Annotated in this window: 22 protein-coding genes and 1 pseudogene; 4 read left to right on the top strand and 19 right to left on the bottom strand. The window is 35.4% G+C overall.

The window, feature by feature from the left end; genetic code table 11:
- Positions 1-23: 23 nt before the first annotated feature.
- Positions 24-1,070, bottom strand: coding sequence for an aspartate-semialdehyde dehydrogenase (gene asd / locus LCF45_RS18450; RefSeq protein WP_002014577.1), 1,047 nt, complete (start codon positions 1,068-1,070; stop codon positions 24-26).
- Positions 1,071-1,219: 149 nt separating this feature from the next.
- Positions 1,220-1,408: pseudogene (gene spoVFB, locus LCF45_RS18455) on the bottom strand (dipicolinate synthase subunit B); the annotation flags it as partial.
- 377 nt (positions 1,409-1,785) lie between these two features.
- Here spoVFB and LCF45_RS18460 point away from each other — a divergent pair.
- The 3 genes from LCF45_RS18460 (at position 1,786) to LCF45_RS18470 (ending at position 3,774) form a co-directional block, all read left to right on the top strand.
- On the top strand, positions 1,786-2,301 hold the full coding sequence (locus tag LCF45_RS18460; protein WP_263893131.1) for a DUF3231 family protein: 516 nt from the start codon (positions 1,786-1,788) through the stop codon (positions 2,299-2,301).
- A 176-nt stretch (positions 2,302-2,477) separates the two neighbouring features.
- The gene (locus tag LCF45_RS18465) at positions 2,478-2,777 is read left to right on the top strand and encodes a WGxxGxxG family protein (RefSeq protein ID WP_263893132.1); all 300 of its coding nucleotides are present in this window, start codon (positions 2,478-2,480) and stop codon (positions 2,775-2,777) included.
- Between the two features lie 142 nt (positions 2,778-2,919).
- Complete coding sequence (locus tag LCF45_RS18470) at positions 2,920-3,774, top strand: manganese catalase family protein (RefSeq protein ID WP_263893133.1); 855 nt, start codon at positions 2,920-2,922, stop codon at positions 3,772-3,774.
- A 269-nt stretch (positions 3,775-4,043) separates the two neighbouring features.
- Here LCF45_RS18470 and LCF45_RS18475 read toward each other — a convergent pair whose 3' ends face one another.
- From LCF45_RS18475 to LCF45_RS18500, 6 genes are all read right to left on the bottom strand, one after another.
- Entirely contained in the window at positions 4,044-4,496 is a 453-nt protein-coding gene (locus tag LCF45_RS18475; RefSeq protein WP_263893134.1) for a spore coat protein, read from the bottom strand.
- Between the two features lie 14 nt (positions 4,497-4,510).
- Positions 4,511-4,711, bottom strand: a complete 201-nt coding sequence (locus tag LCF45_RS18480; protein WP_131247531.1) for a spore coat protein — start codon at positions 4,709-4,711, stop codon at positions 4,511-4,513.
- Between the two features lie 371 nt (positions 4,712-5,082).
- Positions 5,083-5,631 carry a spore coat protein gene (locus LCF45_RS18485; protein ID WP_263894892.1) on the bottom strand — a complete coding sequence of 183 codons (549 nt, stop codon included), beginning with the start codon at positions 5,629-5,631 and terminating at the stop codon, positions 5,083-5,085.
- 259 nt (positions 5,632-5,890) lie between these two features.
- Positions 5,891-6,955: an N-acetylmuramoyl-L-alanine amidase gene (locus LCF45_RS18490; protein WP_263893135.1), complete on the bottom strand. Its 1,065-nt coding sequence runs from the start codon at positions 6,953-6,955 to the stop codon at positions 5,891-5,893.
- Positions 6,952-7,191 carry a holin gene (locus LCF45_RS18495; RefSeq protein ID WP_078180706.1) on the bottom strand — a complete coding sequence of 80 codons (240 nt, stop codon included), beginning with the start codon at positions 7,189-7,191 and terminating at the stop codon, positions 6,952-6,954. The genes LCF45_RS18490 and LCF45_RS18495 overlap by 4 nt, the downstream gene beginning before the upstream one ends.
- A complete protein-coding gene (locus LCF45_RS18500) occupies positions 7,191-7,427 on the bottom strand; it encodes a hemolysin XhlA family protein (RefSeq protein WP_147740033.1) in 237 nt (78 codons plus the stop codon). The genes LCF45_RS18495 and LCF45_RS18500 overlap by 1 nt, the downstream gene beginning before the upstream one ends.
- 167 nt (positions 7,428-7,594) lie before the next feature.
- On the opposite strand from LCF45_RS18500, the gene LCF45_RS18505 reads away from it, so the two are divergent.
- On the top strand, positions 7,595-7,909 hold the full coding sequence (locus LCF45_RS18505; protein WP_263893137.1) for a hypothetical protein: 315 nt from the start codon (positions 7,595-7,597) through the stop codon (positions 7,907-7,909).
- Positions 7,910-8,138: 229 nt separating this feature from the next.
- Here the strand turns inward: LCF45_RS18505 and LCF45_RS18510 are convergent, their stop codons facing one another.
- From LCF45_RS18510 to LCF45_RS18560, 11 genes are all read right to left on the bottom strand, one after another.
- Positions 8,139-8,507 (bottom strand): hypothetical protein, encoded by a 369-nt coding sequence (locus tag LCF45_RS18510; protein WP_263893138.1) that lies wholly within the window; start codon positions 8,505-8,507, stop codon positions 8,139-8,141.
- Positions 8,508-8,523: 16 nt separating this feature from the next.
- Positions 8,524-12,846, bottom strand: coding sequence for a phage tail spike protein (locus LCF45_RS18515; RefSeq protein ID WP_263893139.1), 4,323 nt, complete (start codon positions 12,844-12,846; stop codon positions 8,524-8,526).
- Entirely contained in the window at positions 12,843-14,300 is a 1,458-nt protein-coding gene (locus LCF45_RS18520) for a distal tail protein Dit (protein ID WP_263893140.1), read from the bottom strand. The genes LCF45_RS18515 and LCF45_RS18520 overlap by 4 nt, the downstream gene beginning before the upstream one ends.
- Positions 14,301-14,341: 41 nt before the next feature.
- Positions 14,342-16,738 (bottom strand): phage tail protein, encoded by a 2,397-nt coding sequence (locus LCF45_RS18525; RefSeq protein ID WP_263893141.1) that lies wholly within the window; start codon positions 16,736-16,738, stop codon positions 14,342-14,344.
- A 264-nt stretch (positions 16,739-17,002) separates the two neighbouring features.
- Complete coding sequence (locus tag LCF45_RS18530) at positions 17,003-18,250, bottom strand: hypothetical protein (RefSeq protein ID WP_263893142.1); 1,248 nt, start codon at positions 18,248-18,250, stop codon at positions 17,003-17,005.
- A gap of 232 nt (positions 18,251-18,482) precedes the next feature.
- Positions 18,483-18,845 (bottom strand): hypothetical protein, encoded by a 363-nt coding sequence (locus tag LCF45_RS18535; protein WP_263893143.1) that lies wholly within the window; start codon positions 18,843-18,845, stop codon positions 18,483-18,485.
- 6 nt (positions 18,846-18,851) lie between these two features.
- Positions 18,852-19,445, bottom strand: a complete 594-nt coding sequence (locus LCF45_RS18540; RefSeq protein ID WP_263893145.1) for a major tail protein — start codon at positions 19,443-19,445, stop codon at positions 18,852-18,854.
- The gene (locus LCF45_RS18545) at positions 19,446-19,775 is read right to left on the bottom strand and encodes a hypothetical protein (RefSeq protein WP_263893146.1); all 330 of its coding nucleotides are present in this window, start codon (positions 19,773-19,775) and stop codon (positions 19,446-19,448) included. It abuts the gene before it with no gap.
- A complete protein-coding gene (locus LCF45_RS18550) occupies positions 19,772-20,116 on the bottom strand; it encodes an HK97 gp10 family phage protein (protein ID WP_263893148.1) in 345 nt (114 codons plus the stop codon). Before LCF45_RS18550 ends, LCF45_RS18545 begins: the two co-directional genes overlap by 4 nt.
- 1 nt (position 20,117) lies before the next feature.
- The gene (locus tag LCF45_RS18555) at positions 20,118-20,468 is read right to left on the bottom strand and encodes a phage head closure protein (protein WP_263893149.1); all 351 of its coding nucleotides are present in this window, start codon (positions 20,466-20,468) and stop codon (positions 20,118-20,120) included.
- A 1-nt stretch (position 20,469) separates the two neighbouring features.
- Positions 20,470-20,763, bottom strand: coding sequence for a hypothetical protein (locus LCF45_RS18560; RefSeq protein ID WP_263893150.1), 294 nt, complete (start codon positions 20,761-20,763; stop codon positions 20,470-20,472).
- Position 20,764 lies beyond the last annotated feature (1 nt).

Below are 20,764 nucleotides of genomic sequence, written 5' to 3' on the forward strand. Positions count from 1 at the left end.
ATTTTGCACCTTCTCTTAGCCGTTTACACTAATTGTAATTTTACTAAGCGCTCTGCAATTTGAACAGAATTCCATGCAGCGCCTTTTAATAAGTTATCAGATACGACCCAAAGGTGGAATCCTTTATCATTATTTAAATCTTTACGGATTCTTCCAACGAATACTTCATTTTTACCTACTGCAGTAGCTGGCATTGGATATAACTGCTCTGCTGGATTATCTTGCAGTACAATACCTTCTGCATTTGCAAGTAAGTTTTTCATTTCTTCTACTGTTACGCCTTCTTTATCTACTTCAATGTATACAGACTCGGAATGACCCGATACAACTGGTAAACGTACACATGTCGCAGCTACTTCTAATTCAGGCATATGCATAATTTTTTTCGTTTCATTAATCATTTTCATTTCTTCGAATGTAAATCCATTATCTTGGAATTTATCAATCTGTGGAATAGCATTAAAAGCGATTTGGAAATGCTTTTCGTCACCTGATACAGGTAAAACATTCGCCTTTACTTCTTCGCCATTTAAGATTGCTTGTGATTGTTCATGAAGTTCTTCAATAGCTGCCGCACCAGCACCTGATACAGCTTGATATGTGGAAACGATTACTCGTTTTAAACCATATTGCTGGCGAACTGGCTCAAGAGCTACTACCATTTGAATTGTAGAACAGTTTGGATTTGCAATAATACCATTATGTTCTTTTAAATCATTTTCATTTACTTCAGGTACAACAAGTGGCACGTTTTCTGTCATACGGAATGCACTTGTATTATCAACAACAATTGCACCGCGCTTTGCTGCTTCTGGCGCTAATTGTTTCGATACAGATCCACCTGCACTAAATAGTGCAATATCTACTCCTTCAAAACTTTCAGGAGTTGCCTCTTGAACTGTAAATTCTTCGCCTTTAAATACAAGTTTCTTACCTGCAGATCGTTTAGATGAAAGTAACGTTAACTTCCCAATTGGAAATTCTCGTTTCTCTAAAGTATTTAACATTTGTTCACCAACTGCGCCGGTTGCTCCAACTACAGCGACATGAAAAGTTTTTTGCTTTTCCATCACTATGCCCCTTTCTAGATACCAATCCTTCTATAACTTAGAATTAGAAGGAGCTTACAATGCCCCCTCTAATCTTAATAACGTTAATTTTATCATATTCTACAGTAAGAATGATGGTTTCAACAAAAATTGTACGTTTTTTTCGTTTTTTAATTCATATATCTGAATTTTTCTACAACAACAGGTTGTAATTGTTTTCCTTGTAGCGCTTCCAATACTGTATCTTCAAGTAACTCCATACGAGCTACCATTGAGTTCGGTTTTTTCTCTGGTGCATCTTGGCCAAATGGTACGAAGTAGATGTCTTTTGTAGCCATTAGGCGCATTAGGTTGACGCCAACAGGGTGATGACAAAGAAGGCGCATATTTTTCCTTCTATTATATACAAAAAAGTATGGAGTTTAAATGAATTTAGATTCCATACTTTTCATTTTACATTTATAACCTATATCTTTAATGTAAAATTGACAAAAATCCAGCTCCTAAAGGAGCTGAATTTTTGGTGTATTTAATAATTTAAATTCCTATCCTAAGTTACATGGTATATATTCTTTACATTTGTACATTATAAATTGAGAAAATATTACTTGTAGTTAGGGTGTTCCAAATGAACTTTAGAAACCTGTTTTCTTTATTACGGAACATTTTTAAAACCATTTTTTCTTTGATAAAAAGTCTTTCAAAAAATTTATTCAGTTTAAGGAGGCATCTTAAAATGGGAGTATTAAGTGGCAATCCCCAAAATGAACCAATGCATTACGGAGAAGTTTTTGCACTTTGGAGTTACCTTGCAGGAGCACAAGGTGCAATTGCTGGTTACCAAGTTCTCGTTAATCATACCGGAGACGAGGACTTAAAAAAACTTTTAGAAAACCTTATAGAAAATGATATCCAATCAGAAGTTGAAGAATTAAAAAACTTGTTGAAATTAAATGGGGTGGCATTACCACCAGCACCTCCAGAACGCCCAGTTGCATCTATTGAAACAATCCCTCCTGGTGCTCGTATTAATGACGCAGAAATTGCAGCTAAAGTTTCTATGGATCTTGCTGCTGGATTAGTAGCATGTAGTCAGGCTATGGGACAATCTCTTCGAGAAGATGTAGGAATGATGTTTGGACAATTCCATATGAAAAAAGCACAAGCAGGTGTTACTTTACTGCGATTAAATAAGAAAAAAGGTTGGATTATTCCCCCTCCTTTACATGTTCTTCAATCTGATCAAGCATAACATAGAGTAAGCGGTTAGCTTTTGCTAACCGCTTCGTTGTATTTACCTGTATCTTTAATTTTCGAAATTAAAGATACCCCTCATAAATTTATCCTTATCGTTATAGTTTAGATGCTCTTAAACGAATAATGTACAAAGAGCTGGAGAAATTAATGCATAAGAAAGGAGGGAGAACTATGAAGAAGAAATTATCATCTATTTTAAGCGTTTTAGCACTAGCTATTATGTTTTTAGGTACAACTGCCCATGCTGAATACGATGGAAATAATATGAATAGAGTTAATAATACTGATATTTCAACTCGAGTTAATGACAATAACATGAATAGAGTTAATAATGATGTAAGAACTCGAAATGTAAATACGACAAATGATTTAAATGATAATCGTGATAAAAATAATAATTGGGCTTGGCTTGGTTTATTAGGACTAGCAGGGTTACTTGGTCTTAGAAGAGGAGACAAAGAAACACGCTAATGTGGAACATTTTTTAGTAAACAAGTACTTATATATCAAGATGATACAGTGAACATAAAATATAAATCGCCTTTAAAAAGGCGATTTATTAATTTTCCAAAATAAATATAGTTTTCTATTCCCAAAAAGAGAGGATCATACTATGTATTATTATAAAGAAGAATTAATTAACATTATTAAACCAGACAAGCCAGATCCTGCTGCTGCTAAAGTTTTACAAGAAATTTTAGGCGGACATTTTGGCGAAATGCGTACAATGATGCAATATTTCTTTCAAAGTTCAAATTTTAGAGGAAAAGAGAAGCAATATCGTGATTTACTTCGAGGTATATTTCTTGAAGAGATTAGTCATGTAGAGTTGGTACAAAATACAATCAATCAACTTTTAAACGAGGCTGGAGAATCACAACCAGGTAATGTAGCTTTAGACGGTGCACCAATCGATGAGGCAGTTAAACACGCAAATCCACACCATTTTATCATAGGTGCTAAAAGTTCACTCCCTGTTGATGCAGCAGGCAACCCATGGAATGGTTCCTGGGTATATAGTCACGGGAACTTAATTAGCGACTTATTAGACAATTTAGTTCTTGAATCAACTGGTGTATTACAAAAAACAAGAATATATGAAATGAGTTCAAATCAAACATTTCGAGAAACACTTGCATTTTTAATTGTACGTGATAATGCACATCAAAATGCTTTTGCAAAAGCTTTAGAAACATTAGGGGTGGAATGGGGAAAGCTCTTTCCAGTTCCTAACTATGATATAAATAAGTATCCAGAATGTAGAAAGTATGTAGAAATGGGATTCCACAATGCTCAATTTAATTTTAGGTTAGATCAAACAAGAATAGGCGAAATATTCCAAGGTGAGTCCCCAAGTAGAAATAAAGGTGAACTACATGTAACAGAACCTCCAAAAGGATTTCCTGTTCCAGAATTACCAGAGATGCCAAACGAACATAGCCCTGGCTTAAAAGATATGAATTTATAATCATTTTTCAAATTCATCTTTAATTTAATATAATCTTTTCAGATTTATATGTTTAAAAATTTAAAAGCCGAATCCAAGATAGGATACGGCTTTTTAATTTTAAACAAATAACCAAACTTTATTTTCCATCACATTGTTTGTTTACATTAATATTTTGGCGATGTTGAATATTAGTCCAGTTATGATAAATATTCATAGCTTGTACCATAATCAAAACAGTGACTATTTACCTATAAGAAGCACTATATCTAAAAAACAGGTTAAGCATTTTATAAAATGTTTAATTTGACTAGTAAAGCTAATAAAATTTGGAGAAGGATTTGAACATTTACTGCTATATCTGTATCCGTAGTCGTAACTGAAACATTTCTAGAATTTCTAATAACAGTTTCTTGCTTATTAACTTGTTTAATAGATGATTTTTGAAATAATTCTTGTGCTACACGGTCAGCTTTTTCACTGTCTGCTATAGAAATACTTATTACAACCACAATAGCTGCTTGTAATGCTGCTTGGATAGATAACGCAGCTTTTGTATCTGTAGTAGTAACTTCTACATCTGCTGAATCAACAATTGTAATAGATTCTTCAGAGATTTGGTAAGTTTTACTTTCTTGTTTAGCCACTTCTGAAACGTTAGCATTTTTAAAAGACGGATGCGGATTTGAAGAATCTAATGCACTCCACTTTTTATTTTCATCTGAACTGCATGCTTTGTCCATAAGTTCACCCCCTTTCAATCCAAATAATTATTAACCTGTGATTGTATTTCAGAAACAATACTTTTAATTTGCTGCTTTTTTTCTGGCGATAAATTTTTTAACTTTTCTTCATTTATCCCATGCCTATTAAAAACATCTGAGAGTAAAAGGTCTATGATTATATTCTTTTGGTCCTTATCAAATTTAAAGGAAGAAAATTTGTTTAAATCATCCATTTAAAATATTCACTCCAATCAAATTTTCTATAAAAATTTCGAATAACTACCAGCATTATATGTATTTTAATAAGAATTGCTTGGACAAGTAACTTAATCTTCTATTTTTAATTCTTTTTACCAATAAAATTAAAAAGCTGGCTTCTAATAAGAAGGCAGCTTTCCTATACTTCACATATACATAAGTTTCATTTACTGTTAAATAATATATTTTACCTTTGCTATTGTGTAGTTATCTACACCTACTTTCGCATTAATCTTGAATATTAATCCAGTCATTATAAAGAGTCCAAGCTTGTACCACATACTACAACAACGTAATATTTACCTAGAGTAAACCCTTATAGCTAAATATAAACGGGATAAACACTTTATAAAATGTTTAATTTAACTAGTAAAGCTAATAAAACTTGAAGAAGAATTTGAATATTCACTGCAATATCTGTATCAGTAGTTGTTACGGATACGTTTCTGGAATTTTTAATAAGCAATTTTTGTCTATTAATTTGTTTAATAGATGATTTTTGAAATAATTCTTGTGTTATTTTATCTGCTTTTTCACTATCTGCTATAGAAATACTTACTACAACCACAATAGCTGCTTGTAATGCCGCTTGGATAGATAGCGCAGCTTTTGTATCTGTAGTAGTAACTTGTACATCTGCTGAATCAATTATTTCAATATACTCCTCAGAAACTTGATCAATTTCATCTGTTTGTATAGCTTCTTCTAAAAAATTAGCATTTTTAATAAATGAATAAGAATTTAATGGTTCAGAATCCTGTTTTATTGGTTCAGAATCCTGTTTTATTGGTTCAGAACCCTGTTTTATTGGTTCAGAATCCTGTTTTATTGGTTCAGAATCCCGATTTAATGGACTCCGGTTTTTCTTTCTTCTACACACTTCACATTCACACATAAACTCACCCTGTTTTATTGGTTCAGAATCCCGATTTAATGGACTCCGGTTTTTCTTTCTTCTACACACTTCACATTCACACATAAAATCACCCCTTTTAATCTGAAAAATTATCAATATGAAAATATTAGCTAACTACTGGCATTTTATGTATTTCAAAAAGAATTGTTTGGACAAGTAACTTAATCTTCTATTTTTAATTCTACTTCTTTTTTTCTAATAACAAAAAGCTAGCTTCTAATAAGAAGGTAGCTCTCTTTTACTTCACATAAACATAAGCTTCATTTGCCGTTATAAAGTAAGTTTTCCCTTTACTGTTGTGTACTTTGTATTGTGGTGAACTATTTACACTTACTTTTGCACCAATAGTAAATCCTAATCCTGTATCTACAGAACCAGCAACATCTTTATCTTGCCAAGATGGAGCATCATAGAAACGTAGATTGTTAACTTTTGAAACAACACGCTTCCCAACAATAGAAGAATCTACTGTGCTTTTCTTATTAAACTTCACATAAGATAGATCGTTTTTAATCCATTGTTCACCGCCAAGATTTAACCAACCATCCTTTTCAGCCCATACAACATAAGATTCTGGCTTGTTTAACTGACGAATCTTAGAATAGCTTGTACCTGGTCCTTTACGTAAGTTAACGTTGTATCCCTCAATATAAATTACACTATCAGTTACAGTTGTTGATACTTCTGCTGGTTTAGATGGCTTATCAAGAACAGAAACCTCAACATTAGCATTATTGTATGCACGTTGCACATCAGCTCGAAATTGAGCTTCTGACACGCCATGACTACGCAGATAATCAAGTGGGTCTTCATGATCTGTACCACCAAGATACTTCGTAACATCGTAGTGAGTCCATAATCCCTTTTCTACAGATAAACCGCGGTCACGTAAGGTTTTAGCTAGTAACTTCACATATTTATCATAGCTACGTTTGAATTTATCATAGTCAGCTGTTTCGCAAAGCTCTACATGTACAAAACGTTTATTCGCTCCTGATCCAGCTCCATAAGCGATGTATTTTGTATCAGCAATTTGGATTGTTTCATTCCAATCTACTGCATAGTGAACGAATGCTGAACGCCATGTATGATATTCATATTTTTGAATATTAATAGCTGGTGCTTCTGGAGTTGCCGTTGAATGAGCTACAACGCCTTCATAAGCACCTACACCATAACGGTATGGTTGTTTTGGTAAATCTGGAATAATAAGCGTTCTATCAGCAAAAGCACTTGTTGCAAAAGAGCCAGCAAGTACTAGAATCATAAGAAATGAGGTAATATGTTTCATTGTCTTTTTCATTTAGCATCAACATCCTTTTTCATAATTTTTGTGTGGTCAAATAATCCACTTGCTGATAGTCCAATGATGATTCCTTGAAATACATTTGCTTTGATATCTCCGTCCAAAAATAAAACGCCTAGCACAATGCCAAGCGTTAAATTCAATAACGGAACATATTTTGTTTGTAATCCAATTGTTTTTGCAATCTGTGAAAGACCAACTACAATTCCAATCATTACAGTAATCTCAATCATTACATACCACCTCCCTTCAACAATAAACCGATAAGTGCTGTTACGATTGCACCAATAATGATACGGAGAATCCAGGTAGTATTGGCGCTAATCTTCTCAAGCTGTTTGTTTATATTCACAATGTCCTTTTCATTGACAGTGGTACGTGTTTCTATGTTTCGGATATCGCGCTGCATATCCTTTTGATCTGACTTAATTTGTTGGATCTCTTGCTTTAAATCTTGAATTTCTTGCATTGGTTCAACTCCTTTTCTAAAAATTAAAAAGCCTGCTATAAGCACGCTTTGATTTGTTTTAAAAGTCGTATTTTATTCAGAATAATTTTATTTTTAAAAATTTCCCTTGTAATGTGTTATTGTACCGTGTTATTTGTTATCGTTTAAAGTAGAAAGCAGGTGTGCATATGGAAGGGATAATTTTTCTTCTAATAATCTTCATTGTATGCTTTATATTACTAGTATTCATGAAGATTTTTGGTAGGAAGAAACAAGTTAACAAATCTATTGAAAAAGAATTAAAAAATCATTCCTCAATACAAGAAAATGGTAATCATAACGATTCAGGAACAAATACTAATGATGCTGAAGCTAGCTGGATGAATGCCATAATGACAACCTCAGTTATTACAGCGTCTATGAAAAGTGCTCAGGATCATTCGGAAGGTAATAATCACGATTCGAATACAGCGAATCATGACAACGCAGATTCACAGGATTAATTTAACTTAGTGATTTAATCGACATCAAGAGTAACGTTTTTTAAATCACTTTTTATTAATCTTAATCCTTAGTTCTTTTACAAAGATAACTTACCCTGCATCAAATCCGCTCGTTAATATTTAGAGCCCATATACATTACACTTACAGTCGCCTTTTTTTAAATAAAAAAGCATGTTATCGCACACTTGTCTCTAAAAGCCGTATTTTGTTCAAAATAAAAAGACCAGCTTATGGCTGCTCTATTCGCGTTGTATTTTCGATTGCTAGTGGTTCTTGCGGTGGATTTTTTCCTGTAAGTTTGAAATAATCATCTGCACAAATGTTTCTTTTAGCAACTCCTAAATCTAATTCATACAGTCTGGATCCACGACCGCATAACTCACATTTTGTTAAAACTCTAAAACAAACAGTTCCTCCGTCATTCATTTCCCTCCAGACCTCGACTTTACTAGTATCATTGGCAATCCCTGCATTATCTAACATATCAACAGGTACTTGTATAAAAACGCCTGTTTCAGTTCGCTTTATGTCTACTATTCTTCCCATATAAGGAAGCGTTGCACCTTCCTGAAAAGGCTTCATATAGTTAATATCCATGTCCAATCCTTCCTTTCTATCCAAGTGCGTTAAATTTCCAACCATTCGGGGTATTAACATAAAAACCTGGTCCGAGATTACCATCCGTAAAGCGAATATGCCCCCAACCTTGATATGCATTCCCACCGAGATTTACACCTTGTACTGCTCGTATATTACTAAAAAACTTAACATCTTTTTCTGTATTTATATCAAACGTTTGCCCGTCTGCTGCTGGTTGCAATATGTTATTTATACCACCTATAGCAATTGCATTAAACGGCTGAAGACCAGCGGCTCTTTCTGCTGCTGCACGATCCCAGTTATACATAGATGCATATTTATCGCTGTATAGTGTTACACCTGAAACACAAACCGCTGTTTGTGCACCAGTTATTTGTCCATTTGCAGAGCAGACTTTAATAATCAATGCATGTTCTTGTGGTTTATAGTTTGTTGGTACTTTGAATGTAAATGAGTATCTTCTGATTTCTCCATAGAATATAGATGGCTCAGGGAAATCCATTTTTTGTTCATTCCATATGTCATAGGAAACATTGTCCCTAAACTTCACACAACATACGTGCAAGCGTGGTTTCGCTGTCTTACGTACACCATTTATCATAGATGCTCTAAAATGTGCAGATAATGTATATTCGTTTCCTGGATGTATCCCATTGTTAACCACTGCTTCTGGATAGTTGTACATATCTACCCTTGCCGCATTAACCATTTGTTCGTAATCAAATACAGATGTATTTTTTTCTATCACTACATTGCCCTGCGACCTCCAAGTTAAACCATATCCACCTTCAAACCCATAGTAATCTGCATTCCCAATGTTTTTCTTTCCAACACTAGAAAAATCGGAATCTGCTATTAAGTTTCGTCTGGATACCGCAGTTGTTTTTGTTCCCCATTCGTCTTGGAATAGGAAGTCTAGCATTTTAACGGTTACACCATTTTTATCAATGGTAATTTTATCACCATTAACGTTAATGATATTCGTATCGATACCTTTTGCTGTTAACCACTTCACCATTGTATCTGCATTGATATTTACCTTTGCAACATCAATTATTAATTTTTCCGATGATAAATTAATAGCTGCAATGATATTTCCTTTTTTAACTTCTGCCAGAATTCCTTCATCTAAAACTTTAATCTTAGATCCAGTTTCTTTTACATAAGCGGCATAAGTCTCATTAATAAATTTTTCTTGTTTATTCGAGGTTATTTCAATACCGTCTACTGTAGCTTTTATTTCCCTCTCAATGTCCGTTACTTTTTTATTGTAATCCTCAGTTGCTACTCTATCAGCTATATCTTCCAACATCTTGTCAACATCAGTTTGATCTTTCGGATGTAACCAAAATTCGGTAGCTATAGTCCCACGTTGCAACATAGGTGCAGCACACCACAAACGCCCATTTCTTGTAACATAATAACGCCATCTCACAAACGATGCATTAGCAGGTGCTTTGTCTGTACATACAGCATGAACCCACGTATTATTTACAACCTTGACATTCGTTCTAGCTGTTTTAACACGAGTTTTTTTGTCAGCAGTCCACCACTCAATTTCAATACATGCACCGCCACTATCAATAGGTGTTTTCCCGTCAGTATTGAAATAACCTGATGCAACAAATTCCTCGTTAACTTGACACTCAATGAATTGACTTGTTAGACCCCACCAACGATCTTGAGTCTGTCCAGTAACAGTAATCGAGAATGTATTCATACCTTTGTATTTTAAATTTGTATCAACAGAGCCAACAGCCCCATTACCACTATTCCAAAGCCAGTATTTTTGTCCTAACTTAAAATCAGCATCACGCAACTCGTTGACAGTACCTAAACCGCCTACATAATCCTCAACATCTTTCTTTTTCATTGTTAGCTTCAATGCTTCGCTATGTTGACCTATTGTTGTAGTAGCCTCGCTAAGCGTCTTTCCTTGCTCAGTTTGTGTTTCCTGTAATTTCTTAACACTTGCAGTTGTTCCTTCTGCATTCTTTTCTACAGTGTTAACACGTTCACTAAATTTTCCTTGTGTTTGTTCAACTGTTTTAATACTTTCTTTAATACCGTCCACACTTTTTGTAATCTCAGTTGTTTTCTTAGTGAATTCATCATTTGTTACTTGGTTTTCTGGAGCTGGTGTCCAATCCTGCGGTCTATTCCCTTTATATAAAGCAACCCATTCAACTGTCGCTTTCGTTGTGTTTTGAGGGGAATTGTATAAAGACAATTTCTTCTCGTTACCTACCGTCGTTGCAACAGCTTTAAATGTCACATAAGTAATTCCACTGGCATAAACACTTGTTGCATACCCGACATTAATCGAACCACCATTCTGCCAAATGCCAAATTTCTGTCCCTGTGGAACACTACCTTTAATTACAAAAGTATATTCCTCACCTGCAGAAAAATTTTCAGATAGAGTATATTGATTAATTAAATAATCCGCTTTTTCATATTTAACATTTGAATCTAAAAGAAGGTTACGTCCTCCAGCTTTATCGTTAGCAACCTTCTTTTCTACGTTCTCTAATTTCTCACTAATCTTCCCTGCTTTTTCTGTAATTTCAGTTGTGGTTTTCTTTAGATCATTTGTTGTTTGCTGCACCTCAGAGATTATCTTTTTTGTGCCTTCGGAAGTCTCTACTACTGTATTTAATTTTCCAGTAATTTCACCGTCTTTTTTTGTTAATAATTCAATAGATTTAGTAAAACCTTCATTGGTTTGTTTCATTTCAGAGACAGTTTTATTAATTTCACCTTGAGAGTTTTGTACATTTTTAATAGTTCGAGAAACCTCTTGAAGATTTTCGTTTACTACATTAAATTGTCCAGCGGTTTCGTTTTGTGCTTCTTCCACTTTCTTATTTAATTCTTCTTTTGTGGACCGAATATCCTTATTGACTTGCTCCAGTGTCTCTTTCTTTACTACTTCTACATCAGGAATTAGCAATTCCCACCCGTTACCGTTCCATACTTTTAAAATACCAGGTTTCCCGTTACTAATATCTCGCCATATTGTTTTACCAGCTTCCAATCCTGTAGTCGGCGCTGTTTTACTTTCAATGATAGTCGTTTGATAGTTCTTTATGTTTTCTTGTACTTTTTCAGCAAGTTTCTTTGCGGCTTCAGATTCTTTTTGAGCATTGTTAGCTTTTTCAGCAGTCTCTTTAACCAACTTATCTAGCTGATCTAGAATTTCTTGTTTATTTCCAAGAGAAGCCAGGACTTTATTGTAGAGCTTACGTAATTCCTCGTTTGGATCAATGATTTCACGATAATCACCAAACACATATTTATCTTGTGTAGGATCAGTAAATGATTCATCACCAGCAATAACACGAGCTTCTAGATACAGTTTAGGTATAAAACCTGTATCTTTAATTCGGATTGTATCACCCTCATTAATTAGCTCATGCGCTAATCCAAAAACTCGCCCGATACTTTGCGCTTGAACTTCATAAGAAACAGATGTATTAACACGTTTTTTTATCTCTGTTTTCATAAGAGTCATTAAACGTTCTGGAGTAATATCTTGTTCTGTTTCTGGCGTATAAAAGCCGAATTTATGTTGCCCTTTTTCATTCCAGCGCTGGAACGCATCGCTATCTACGATGTACGGCAAACCGTTATTAATACTCTCAACTGTAATTATCTTATCTCCTTCACCTTTAACGAACCCCATAAGCGCTGTACAGATATTTTGAGAGTTTTCAATACGTTTGATTCCCATTAAATCTTTACCAAGAGTTACTTCTTTACCTATTTCTCGACCACGCTTCTTAACCATATCCACATAACGACCAACGAATTGATTACCCACAACTTCAGCACGATACACAATTTCCAAATCAAAAAGAGAAGCGATATCCTTTAAAAATTTAAGCGGGTCGATAGGTTCATTGATAGTCATTGTATGAAAACCAGAGTATTCTGTACGACCTCGTTTCCACTTTGTCCCTGTTAAAGCTATGTCAATAAACTCATTGACCGTTTTCCCTTCAATTCGTTGAGGATTGATAACACCTGCTTTTGCTAATAAAATCCATTCACCAGATGCATAAGTAATTACGGATCTATCATTAGAAAGTTTTTCAGCTTCAGTAATTACATACGGTACAATAACACCGCTACGCACCTCTTTTAACACTAAGTTTTGTTGCATGAGTGTAGCTGCTTGTTCTGTACCATCAGCCGTTGTAAAATCAAACTTATCAATATTGTTCTTGATTTCCCAATGCCGTTTATCATCCCAATAATCTTTAGATTGGATAGTAGAAACGATTTGTTCTGTTTGAAAATCGACAACATGAAGTGTTCCGCTAGGTGTTCTCATCTAAATATATCCCTGTATATTACCTTTGCTTTTCCTACGTTTGAAGGCATAACCTCTAGTGTGTTTGAACCTTTATTAACAACCGGATAATCACTAAATATATCTTTTAGATTAATAGCACTCTTACCATTTATCGTTACAAGGCTTCTCTCTGTATCAATGGATACTTTATCTCCAACATCGAAAATATACGGTGGGTTATCTTGTGTATTCATATTGACTTTCCATATTTTCAAATCATCAATACTCATTTGCGAACAAAACATGTTGTTAGAGAACTGAGAAATACTGATTTGTACTTGAGTGACTTTATTCATGTTGACGTTATTTTCGTCTATCCACACTACAAAGCGCTCTGAGTCATCAGTCTCCGTACCTAAAATAAATTTAGAAATATATGCTTCCCATCTGTTCCCTGTTCTTGCAAGCCATAAGCGACCTCTGAAGTTAGTCCAAGTATCTGGATGATCTCCATGCTCGTTGATAAAGACTTGCCCACCCGGTTTTTTACTATTCCCAACACTAGCAAATCCACTATTCTGCTCGGCTTCCCATTGAACATCGCTCATCGATATACGAGCTACATAATCGCTATTTTCATCGAGAAGACCTATTTCCACACGTCCCATTTGATCCCAATGATGACTATTAATTTGTACATAGGCTTGCATGATGAAATCCTGTAATGGTCCTTGTGGAATATTCTTTTTGGCTATACAACCATGCCACCCTTTTACTGTAGGTTCGCCTAGATATTCAGCCATAAAACGATATCCATCTGTTTTAAACTTACCTCCACCCGTCATATCCTCTGTTTTAGCTACATTCGTCCATCCTACAGTGGTGGACATTTCATCCCATAATACACGTTGATTTCTTTCAACTGGAATCTGATCTGCTTTCAATGGATATCCAATGCGAAAGTAATTCGTTCCATTCCATACATCAAGAAATGTGGAAGGCTTCGTTACTTCAATTTCAATAATTGGATTAGATTCTACACTGCCTTTGTTTTGAATATTTGCTATTAATCCGCGTCCATCCATTTCAAATTCTACCGTTCGAGTAGGTCCTAATTTATAAGGCATAGGACAAGTAAACTTCAAAGTACCTTTGCCTAATGTAACGAAATCATCAAGATTAAAATCTTCATCAATAACAGCTATATATGTTCTATCAGGAGTTGCATCAAAAACTAGCTCGACCGCTTCTTCTGTAATTAACCAAGCTGATATTTCTTCCTTTAACGTTTCTAAATTGGTTTCATCTGGAACAATAATTCCTACAGGTACAGGAAGTGGACGAGGGTCCGTTTCTGTACCTAATAATCTTGCACCTGGATATCCAGGTGTTTTTAAAAAATTTCGCTTTAGAGGTGCCCATGTCGGTGGACTCCATCCCTTTTCTATTTGAATAAAGTCTTTACGTATTTTGTTAAATGTAAAAGAACTCATGTTAACACCTCATTTCGTTTAAAAATAAAAGAGACTCAAACTTAAAAGTCTGAATCTCTCTGTGCTTCTCTTTCTTGATATTCAGTTGTATATCTATAAGTACCACGTGCCACGTCTCGTCCTTCTAAACTAACAGGTACTTCAACTACTAAATCTCCTCCGAGCATCGGAATTACTCCATTACCGCCAGATGATCCTGACGAATAATTAAACACTTGATTTGCAACACTAGCTGTCATTGCTTGCCTACTGTTTGACATACTTCCGTATACACCACTCATAACGCTTTTTAAGCCTGATAACTGACTCATAGAATTAGCCATCATACGGCTCATATCGCCCATTAATTGATTCATAGTTCCAGTGATACCAAGCGATCTCTCTTTCGAAGATAACGGAGTAACTGTAATTGAATTACCTCTTTTCGTAAACATCTCAGGTCCTTTTTCTCCAGTAATAAATGAGCCATCTCCTACAGGTTTTCCACCTTTAGCAAGCATAGGAACATGCGGAATAGTCGGAGCACTAACACCTGGTATATTATTCAATAATTCTGCTGGCGTGTTAAAACCATCTATAAATTTATTTATGATATGAATAATTCCATTAATCGCTGTTTTAATACCGCTTTTAATTCCATCCCATACACCTAATACAGCCGATTTCATTCCTTCAAACGCTCCACTAACAGCATTTGTTACCCAACGAACAGGAGTCATAATAGCTTCTTTTAGTCCATCCCAAACCGAAGATGCTGTTGATTTTATCCCTTCCCAAATGTTTGAAAGAGTTGATTTAATACCATTCCAGATGCTACTACTCGTACTACTAATCATGTTCCAGACAGTCGAAATAGCTTCTTTGATGTTATTGAATACGGAACTCGCTATGGAAACAATTGAGCTCCATAAGCTAGAAAGGTAGCTTTTAATGGCATTCCATACTGCACTTGTTGTGGAACTAATCGTGTTCCAGGCATTCACAATCCAGTTTTTTATTGCATCAAAAATTGGTGTTACAATAGCAACTAATCCATTCCAGCATGCTTGTAAGAAATTCTTCACTGCATTCCACACAGCCATTGTTGCTGAACTGATTGTATCCCACACAGTAATGATCCAAGATTTGATTTGCTCAAAAATCGGCATAACAAATGCTACAAGCCCATTCCAACAGGAAACTAAGAAATTCTTAATCGTTTCCCATACAAAGCTTGTAGTAGCGCTAATGGTATTCCAACATTCAGAAATGAAATTCTTAATACTTTCAAATATTGGAGTAGCAAAGTATAAAATAGCTGTCCAAATCGCCTGTAAGTATTGCGTAATGAAATTCCATACTGTTTGAATCACTGTTGAAATGCCATTCCAAATCATTGCAAAGAAATCAGCTATCCCTTGTAAAATCGGTGTGATAAAAGCAACTAACCCATTCCAGGTACTAATGAAAAACTCACTAATCGCTGTCCACACTTCGGAAGTGGTTTGGCTGATACTATTCCAAACTTCTGATAACGTCTCAACTACCCCATCCCAAACTCCAGTCAAATATTCAACTATAGAATTCCATGTTTCCGTAGTAGTTTCAACAATAGAATTCCATGTTTCAGATAGGGACTCCATTATTCCATTCCATAGTTCTGCTAAAAACTCTTTAATTGAATTCCAAGCAGAAGCGGTAGATTCGCTAATACTTTCCCATGTTTCTGTTGCCCATTGGGATATGCCGTCCCATATTCCTATTAGGAATTCTGCAATTGAATTCCATACCTCGATGGTCCATTTTTGGATATCGTCCCAATTTTTATAAATTGCAATTCCTAGAGCTGCTATAGCGGCTATGATAAGAGGAACAACAGCAACAATCGCAGCCGCTATTCCTGCTCCGACACCAAACAGGCCCATGATCGCCATAACTATAGGAGCAAGTGCCATAACCGCACCAGAAATCACCCCGATAGCTACTGCGATAGCCGCTAATGTTGCTGCTAATTCCGGATTGTCAGAAACCCATTCTGCAAATTTAGAAACAAGATTAGCTACCACAGATAAAACTGGTTCAAGTGCCATTTTTAAATCTTCCATGGCTTTTTGAAACTTAACAGCTGGACTTGCATCTATTTTAGAAGTTGCTCCATGTAAATCCTCTACTCCTTTTTTCAAATCAACTTGCTTACCTTCTGCCTTTAGAATCGTATCGATAATTTTCTTTCCTTGGTCTTCCCAAAGGGTACCGAACATCTTCGTACCAAGCGCATTTCTGTCTGTCGCATTTTCAACACCAGCTAAAGCCTTGGTTGCTTCAAGCATCGCTTTTTGTCCATTTTCACCACCGCCAGCAATTGCTTGTCCCCATTTTTCAAATTGATCGGCTGAAATCTTTGTTTTATCTAAAACCGCTTGCATGGACTTATCTACACCGGCACCAAACTCAGCCATTTTGATACGGCCTTCTTTAACACCCGATATGTTCAACAGGATTCGCAACATCCTGTCAGTTCTCTTATGAACTTCTGTATATCACTATACAGACCAGACTATATCATCATCTTTATATAAGATGCTCCCCATTTCGGATGTCATTTGCTTACACCCTACGCTTTTCAGCTAGTCGTTGCACGTTCCTAAATTAAAGGCTTCGCTCAGTATTGTCTCTTTTGAGAGTTCCACTGAATTAAAGGAGTTTTCTATGAATGTCGCCACTCATAGGGACAATTTTTTATCCAATAGGTTGTCTATATTCCAGCTTTTCGTGTCTACACCAGCTGACATAATTCCTTGAACTTCTTTAGCTGTAAAGCCAGCTTGAACCATTTGGTCACCGTATTCAGCAATAATGTCTAATTGTTCAGGTGGAAAACCTGTTTTTAATAACGTGTTAACTAATCCTAAAGCCTCTTCATTAGTAATTCCTAATGTTGCACCAATTTCATTGGTTTCCTGTATAAGTTCGTTAAAATCAATACCAGCATAACTTGCCGCAATCGTTGCCGCTCCTTTAACTACAGCAGCATTCGTTTCATCAGAAGCATCCTTATTCAATGCCCATTGTTTTCGAACACCCTCTAAGGCTTCTTCTGCATCCACACCATAAGTAGTTACGCCCCTTACAGCTTCTTCTACTGATTTTTTCGAAGACTCCGGAACATCAAAAGTGATATCAATCTTTGTTTTTAATTTAGACATGTCCATTGCCTGCTCAACTGCACTCGCAATACCGCCACCAGCTGCCATACCACCTATGACGTTTTCTAATCCTATTTGTAGCCCTTCAAACTTTTTCTCAGTCCGGTCAGCTTCTTGTTGTAGATCTCTTAACTCATTTCGTACTTGTTGTATGGAGTTTCCAGCATCCACAGAACGAAGTGCACGTTGTAATTTTTCTAAATCTGTTTCTGCTCCTAAAGCTTCACGACCGATAAGACCAATTGCCTGTTCTAACTGGCGACTTGTAGCCGACCCGCTTTTAATCGCATTTACAAGACGATTACCTAATGCTCCTGCAAAGTCATCAACACTTTTTCCTGTAGCACTAAATAAAGTTTCTAATTGCCTGGTGGAGCTTGCTACACTTTCTTGCTCAGCTTTCATGTTTCCAAGCTTATTTTTCAACCCATCAAGTGATCCTTGTGTAAATTCAATTTCACGCCTAAACGCACGATACTGTTCTTCTGAAACTTTTCCGTTTTGGAATTGCGCTTGAACTTGTTGCTCAGCTGCCTTCAATTTATCTAGCTTTTGTGTTGTGTTATCAATTTGTTGAGTAAGTAAATGCTGTTTTTGGGCTAATGCTTCAATATTACCTGGATCAAATTTCAACAACCGCTCAACATCTTTCAACTCTTTAGCCAAAGAATCGCTTTGTTTATTAACATCTTTTAAGGCATTTTGTAACGGTTGAGTATTACCATTGATTTCAATTGTAATCCCTTTTATTCTTCCTCCTGCCATAATTTCACCCCTCTTCCTTAGAAAGCATTAAAGTCTTTTTGAGTTGCTTTTCTTACTTTTTCTTTCTTTGGATTTTCCATTTCAGCGAATTCAGCAATATAATCAAAACAATCACCAATAGTCATTTCTTCTAAATCACCATGTGATAATTTCGCTTTATAACAAAGAGCAAGGAACGTATCGGTTGTTAACTCTTCATCACCGAAAGTTCCTTGCTCTTCATCATTTTCTGTTATTTTTTTTTTGCTCCCATCGTACTTTGAATCAGATCCATAATTTCAGGAATAATTTCGTAAATAGGGAACTCATCAAATCCATCTAACCATGTAATCGGATCAGCTATTTCTGGGTTTGCTGTTTTTGCATATAACCAAACTAAATCATAAATGACTTCAAAATCTACTTTACTTAAATCAGCATTCGCTAAATCAATAGTAGGTTGTGAACCATCTTGAGGTGTGATTGGTGAAATTATTCCTAATCCAAACATATCCGCAAATAAATCACGTCTAAATTGTGCTTTGTACTTTTTAACTGTTGCCGCTGTGCTTTTTAATCGAACTTGTTTTCCATCTATAGTAATTGTCTTTTCCATTTATAATTACGCTCCTTTTGGTGCTGCTGGTGTTTTTACATATACTTTTTTGTACCAGTCGTTATAAATTGCTTGTGTTGTTTTAGCAGTCGTTTTCGTTTTAACCATTGGTCTTCCACCAGGCGCTAAAACAATCGGGCTAGAAACAAACTTCAGTTCATTTGTATTTGGTTCCGCAGAACTTGTTTTTGTTTTAGATGCAATTGTTGGACGACTTGCTGAACAGTTATACATAACATGTCGAGTTGCGTTCACATCACCATCAAACTCAAATAATAATGCGAATGGTTTTCCTTTTGCATCAGCTAATTCATTTAATACGCCATCCGTTTCATCTAGTTCCTCACCAAGTGCATCAATAGCAAATTTTTCTGGGATAGTAGCAATATTTAATGTTCCATCGTAACCTTGGTTATTACTTGCTGCGTAATAAAGCATATCATCTGCATAGAATTCAATTAAATCACCGCGTGGCTCAAAAGTTAGTTCGACTCCACCAGGTAATGGAATTGGCGTCCCGAATGTAACTAAGAAATCCTTAATATCTAATGGCACGTAATGTACATTTTTCAAACCGAATGTTACTTTATTTTCATTCATTTATATCAACCTCGTTTCATAAAATTTTTGATACATTTTTTCAGATTCAATAAAAGTCCCATACGATTCATAAGGAATCTCATGATCGTCTAGGACTTGTTCTAGCTTGGCTTCCGCAAATAAGTCTTTCTTAGTTGTGTAAAGCTCTATATTTAAATCATTTATCTTGTGATACACCTTGTTATCAGCCATTAAATTTGCTGAACCTTCCACAAGAAAACAGATATAAGGTGGAACTGGATTACCTGGTGTTGCTGTGAAATGCGAATAAGCCACAGGATAACCTGTAGCTTCAAGGATTTTTATTAATTCCCCTAATGTTAATGTCATGATTCTATTGCCCTTTCAATACGTCTTGGCAATTCATTAATTACATACTCTTCAACTGGACGAATATGCACTTTCTCTGGTACTCGGCCACCACCAGCTTTCGCATGGCCATTTTCTAAAAGATGCGTTAATTGCCCCTTTGTATTATGGATAACAATAGATTTCCCATCTTTTTTCTTACGCCATCCTTTACGATAACCCCCTGTTTTTTTAGGACTATTTTGTTTTAACTTACCTACAGCAATATCAGCTACATCTTCTTGTGCAGTTGTTAATTCTTCTTCCACAACATTTGCATATCTTTGTAATTCCCTGGCAAGCTCTCCCGCAAAATCATTCATATTAAACATGCTCCTTTGCGATTATAGTCAATGTTTGATTCATTTCATCATCATTCATTGGCGGCTCGATGATATCAAAGATACGACCTTTCATATTAATTCGCATTTCTTCCGTAATACCAGAAGTATACGGAATCACAAAACGATAAACCCGTGTAGCCTGTGAAGCGGAAGCTTCAATATACTCAGACCCTTTCACCGTTTTTATCATTGCCCAGGCTTTTTTTAATTCTGGCCAAGATGTTTCGATTACTTGGTTTAATTCATCTTTTATTACTACAGATTGTTCAATAGTAATTCGATTCCTAAAATCACCTGTATTTAATGGTTTTTTATATTGAAAAGGACGCATTTTATTCACCGTCCAGTTTGATTTCTTCTAATGCTTTATCAATACTTAAACTATTAATCTGGCTTAAAAAATTTTTAGCAAAATACTCTAAAGCATCGTTATAAACATAACGAGAGCGTTCAAAGACTAATTCCTTGAACACCTCGTCTTTATTAAGATCATAATCACCACAAACCCTGACTAAATCTTTATTGGATGCAAAAAGGATACGTCTTAGGTTATCGTCTTCATCATCACCTAAACGCATCCGGTCTTTAAATTGCTGTAAAATTTCTTCTGAAATTACCGTATCCATT

This window comes from Bacillus sp. 41-22 (genome assembly GCF_025809295.1).
GTDB classification, from domain to species: domain Bacteria; phylum Bacillota; class Bacilli; order Bacillales; family Bacillaceae_G; genus Bacillus_A; species Bacillus_A mycoides.

Coding starts and splice junctions, on each gene's coding strand:
- asd (WP_002014577.1), bottom strand. CDS start 1,070: ATGGAAAAGCAAAAAACTTTTCATGTCGCTGTAGTTGGAGCAACCGGC.
- LCF45_RS18460 (WP_263893131.1), top strand. CDS start 1,786: ATGGGAGTATTAAGTGGCAATCCCCAAAATGAACCAATGCATTACGGA.
- LCF45_RS18465 (WP_263893132.1), top strand. CDS start 2,478: ATGAAGAAGAAATTATCATCTATTTTAAGCGTTTTAGCACTAGCTATT.
- LCF45_RS18470 (WP_263893133.1), top strand. CDS start 2,920: ATGTATTATTATAAAGAAGAATTAATTAACATTATTAAACCAGACAAG.
- LCF45_RS18475 (WP_263893134.1), bottom strand. CDS start 4,496: ATGGACAAAGCATGCAGTTCAGATGAAAATAAAAAGTGGAGTGCATTA.
- LCF45_RS18480 (WP_131247531.1), bottom strand. CDS start 4,711: ATGGATGATTTAAACAAATTTTCTTCCTTTAAATTTGATAAGGACCAA.
- LCF45_RS18485 (WP_263894892.1), bottom strand. CDS start 5,631: ATGTGTGAATGTGAAGTGTGTAGAAGAAAGAAAAACCGGAGTCCATTA.
- LCF45_RS18490 (WP_263893135.1), bottom strand. CDS start 6,955: ATGAAAAAGACAATGAAACATATTACCTCATTTCTTATGATTCTAGTA.
- LCF45_RS18495 (WP_078180706.1), bottom strand. CDS start 7,191: ATGATTGAGATTACTGTAATGATTGGAATTGTAGTTGGTCTTTCACAG.
- LCF45_RS18500 (WP_147740033.1), bottom strand. CDS start 7,427: ATGCAAGAAATTCAAGATTTAAAGCAAGAGATCCAACAAATTAAGTCA.
- LCF45_RS18505 (WP_263893137.1), top strand. CDS start 7,595: ATGGAAGGGATAATTTTTCTTCTAATAATCTTCATTGTATGCTTTATA.
- LCF45_RS18510 (WP_263893138.1), bottom strand. CDS start 8,507: ATGGATATTAACTATATGAAGCCTTTTCAGGAAGGTGCAACGCTTCCT.
- LCF45_RS18515 (WP_263893139.1), bottom strand. CDS start 12,846: ATGAGAACACCTAGCGGAACACTTCATGTTGTCGATTTTCAAACAGAA.
- LCF45_RS18520 (WP_263893140.1), bottom strand. CDS start 14,300: ATGAGTTCTTTTACATTTAACAAAATACGTAAAGACTTTATTCAAATA.
- LCF45_RS18525 (WP_263893141.1), bottom strand. CDS start 16,738: ATGGCTGAGTTTGGTGCCGGTGTAGATAAGTCCATGCAAGCGGTTTTA.
- LCF45_RS18530 (WP_263893142.1), bottom strand. CDS start 18,250: ATGGCAGGAGGAAGAATAAAAGGGATTACAATTGAAATCAATGGTAAT.
- LCF45_RS18535 (WP_263893143.1), bottom strand. CDS start 18,845: ATGGAAAAGACAATTACTATAGATGGAAAACAAGTTCGATTAAAAAGC.
- LCF45_RS18540 (WP_263893145.1), bottom strand. CDS start 19,445: ATGAATGAAAATAAAGTAACATTCGGTTTGAAAAATGTACATTACGTG.
- LCF45_RS18545 (WP_263893146.1), bottom strand. CDS start 19,775: ATGACATTAACATTAGGGGAATTAATAAAAATCCTTGAAGCTACAGGT.
- LCF45_RS18550 (WP_263893148.1), bottom strand. CDS start 20,116: ATGAATGATTTTGCGGGAGAGCTTGCCAGGGAATTACAAAGATATGCA.
- LCF45_RS18555 (WP_263893149.1), bottom strand. CDS start 20,468: ATGCGTCCTTTTCAATATAAAAAACCATTAAATACAGGTGATTTTAGG.
- LCF45_RS18560 (WP_263893150.1), bottom strand. CDS start 20,763: ATGGATACGGTAATTTCAGAAGAAATTTTACAGCAATTTAAAGACCGG.